At 40.6% G+C, this 3,741-nt stretch carries 1 pseudogene; it reads right to left on the bottom strand.

Features of this window, described 5'->3' with window-relative positions:
* Positions 1-3,741, bottom strand: a pseudogene (locus tag Aru01_RS00770) (hypothetical protein); the annotation flags it as partial.

Here is a 3,741-nt window from a genome sequence, read left to right as displayed (position 1 = left end):
GTCAATGACCAACGACCATTGTCAGCAGTCTTACGTAAAGTCACACCTACTGCGTTTTCACCGCCATGATGAGCAGCAGCTGCTGCATATGACCATTTACCTGCAACATATGGAGCTGTTTCAAGCGCCATAGCAGCAGCGATACCCGCGTTTGCACGTTTTTCAACGTTATCAATACGTTGGTTCGTAGTTTGGAACAAGTTATCCACCTTGTTATTCAACTGAGTACTACGGTCATCCAAGGCTTGCAGTGCATCACCTACGTTGTGATAAGTTGAGTTATTCACGTTAAACGAAGGCTCAGTCCACTTACCATTTTCAAACTTAGTACCACCTCCAAGATATTGGCTGATCGTCGTGTTGGTCGTATTCAACTGACTACCATTCACCGCGTCTTTAGAGTCTTTGTTGATTGCACCGTCTGCAACACCAGTCACTTTCTTATCACCGGCGTGAATGCCTTTATCTTTATTGATAACTACACCACCCACATTGATATTGTCTGTGTTGACATTTTTGAAAGTAACATCATCTTTAGTGGCAACCTCATAGTTAGTACTGCCATCTTGGTTTTGTTCAACTTTTACAGTGACATTACTACCTGCTGACACTGTTGACTTCGCTTTCGTTACAGCCTTACCAACGGTATTGCGTAAATCATCGATATTGACAGCATTGTTACCATCAGCTTCTGTAATATCACTAACAGATTTACCATTGGCATCTTTCATACCACTGCCAACACCCGTAACAGTCTTATTACCAGCATTAATGCCATCTTTAGTCACACTTGGACCACCAGCAATCACTAAGCCATCATTATTAATGGTTGTATCACCAGTTTTAATGCTGCCATCTTTACCGAGGTTAAGGTCTTTATTCATATCAACCTTAACATTGTTGCCATCTTTACTGATGGTGATATTGCCATCAGTGTTTTTGAAGTCAACCGTATCACCTGGTTTCACAGTGCTTTGATCTTTACCATTTGCAGTTAAGTTCCAACCTTGATTGGCATTATTTGCCTTATCGTTGATTGAAGAAATTGCATCATGGATATTATCTTTACCTGTGTTGCCAATATTCGTGATTGAAACATTGCCACCTTTATTAACAGCATTACCACCAAGGATCGTCACAAAATTATCTTGTACATAATTGAGTTGTTCCTCGGTCGCAGCACGGCCTTTGCTTGCAAAATCAGCAGCACCTAACTTGGTATTGCTCAAACCAGTGATGTCATTGGTTTTCTTATCAATCGTCACAGTACCAACAGTCACTTTGTCAAAGTCCACTACAGTGTCTGTTGCTACAGTAAATTCTTTACTGCCATCATCATTCACTTTCGTGGTTACTTTAACGTTTTTGCCTTCTTTAACGTCTACCTTAGATGCATCAGCAACTTGGTTTAACTGATCAACGTTAACAGCGTCTTTGCCATCTTTACCCGCAGCAACATTGCTAATCACTTTACCACCAGCATTAATGCCACCAGCTGTGATACTTGGACCATTTTTAATGGTTAAACCAGCATTGTTGATTAAGGTATCGCCTACAGCAACTGACTCTAAGCCTGTTAGCTTTTTAGACAATTGAACTTCAAGCCCACCTTTGTCGTTTTGAACAGTACGGATGTTTTCAGAACTTGCTGCAGTAGCAGTCATGTCCTTCATACCACCAACAACAGCCAATTGTTCATTGAGTTTCTTCGCGATGACTTTACCGTCGTTACCTACAAACTTAAGGCCGTCATTTAAAGTCGCAACTTCTTGAGTCTTGCCATCTTTGGTTTTATAAATAATACGTGTTTCGCCATCTGTACCATTTAAACCAGACGCACCCACACCAGCTGTAAGGGTCAAGCCATCTTTGCCGTCTTTACCATTTAAAGCAACGCTGTCTGCTTTAAGGTTTTTGTCCATTGCAACAATAAGATCGCCATTAGCATCCACTGTGGTTTTGATATTTTCAGCTGAATACTCTGTATCCGCTTTAATACCAGCACCTTTGATGCTCATGGTTTCGCCAAGTTTCTTCGCAACAGAACCTGTGTTGCCTGCAAAGGTAAGTGGATTATTTGCAACTTCACCAACTTTACCATCTACATAAGTTTTGTTGGTGATGTGATCACCTTCAGTGATTGGGCCAGTATATTTCACATCGCCTTTATTCACTGTAAATGTATCACCCAACTTCGTGGTGTTGGTAACTGTCAGATTCTCAGTATTAACATTTGTTAAGTTCTTCAAATCTTTAGACAACTGAACTTCTAACTCGTCTTTGGCATTTCTCACTGTACGGATGTTTTCAGCACTTGCTGCATCATCTGCCAAGTCAGTCATACCACCAACAACAGCAAGTTGTTCATTAAGTTTCTTCGCGATAACTTTACCGTCATTACCTACAAACTTAAGGCCATCATTTAAAGTCGCAACTTCTTGAATCTTGCCATCTTCAGTTTTATAGATAATGCGTGTTTCGCCATCTGTACCATTTAGACCAGCAGCACCTTGACCACTTGTAATGGAAACACCATCTTTACCGTCTTTGCCATTTAACGCCAAGCTATCAGCATTGAGGTTTTTATCCATCGCAATAACAAGGTTGCCATCAGCATCAACCATAGTTTTGATGTTGTTTGCAGAATACTCAGTATCTGCTTTAGCACCAGTACCTTTGATTGTGACTTTTTGCCCCAAGTCACGGTGGAATTCACCTGTATTACCTGCAAAGTCTAGGCCTTTTACAGTGAGATTTTCACCAGCTTTCGTCAACTGATCAACGTTAACAGCGTCTTTACCATCCTTACCATCAGCAACATGGCTAATCACTTTACCACCAGCATTAATGCCACCAGTTGTAATGCTTGGACCATTCTTAATCGTTAAACCATTTTGGTTAAGAACAGTATCACCCAAAGTTACGCTATCAAATTTGGCATCTTTCTTCGTCGCAACCGTAAATTCGCGACTACCATCATCATGAACAAGTGTATCAACAGTAATGTTTTCACCGGCTTTCACATCAGTTTTCACCGATGCAATCGCATCATGAATCGTTGTTTTACCTGTGTTACCAATGTTTGAACCAATAATAGTTGCACCGCGGTTATCTGTTTGACCACCAATCACATTGGCAACAGCATCAGCTGCAGCAACCAATTGCTCTTCAGTCGCAGCACGACCTTTGGTTGCAAAATCAGCAGCACCTAACTTAGTATTGCTCAAGCCAGTGATATCATTGGTTTTCTTATCAATTGTCACAGAACCAACGGTCACTTTGTCGAAGTCCACTACAGTGTCTGTTGCTACAGTAAATTCGTGACTACCATCTGTATTGACTTTGGTAGCCACTTTGATGTTTTTACCTTCTTTAACATCAACTTTAGATGCAGCTGCAACTTTGTTTAACTGGTCAACATTGACAGCATCTTTTCCATCTTTACCCGCAGCAACATTACTAATGACTTGATCGCCAGCATTAATACCATTAACTGAAAGGCTAGGTCCTTTATTGATATAAATACCTTCATGATCAATAAAAGTTCTACCGACATTGATTGAATTAAGACCTGTTAAATTCTTCGATAGTTGTACTTTCAACTCTCCATTATCATTGATTGTACGAATGTTCTCAGAACTTGCTGCTTCTGCAGTCATATCTGTCATGCCACCAACAACAGCCAATTGTTCGTTAAGCTTTTTGTTGATCACTTGACCATCATTACCGACAAATTTCAGA

The organism is Acinetobacter rudis, from assembly GCF_000829675.1.
Lineage (GTDB): Bacteria > Pseudomonadota > Gammaproteobacteria > Pseudomonadales > Moraxellaceae > Acinetobacter > Acinetobacter rudis.
The sequence above is the reverse complement of the archived record's forward strand: the minus strand, read 5'-3'. Positions and strand labels throughout refer to the sequence as shown.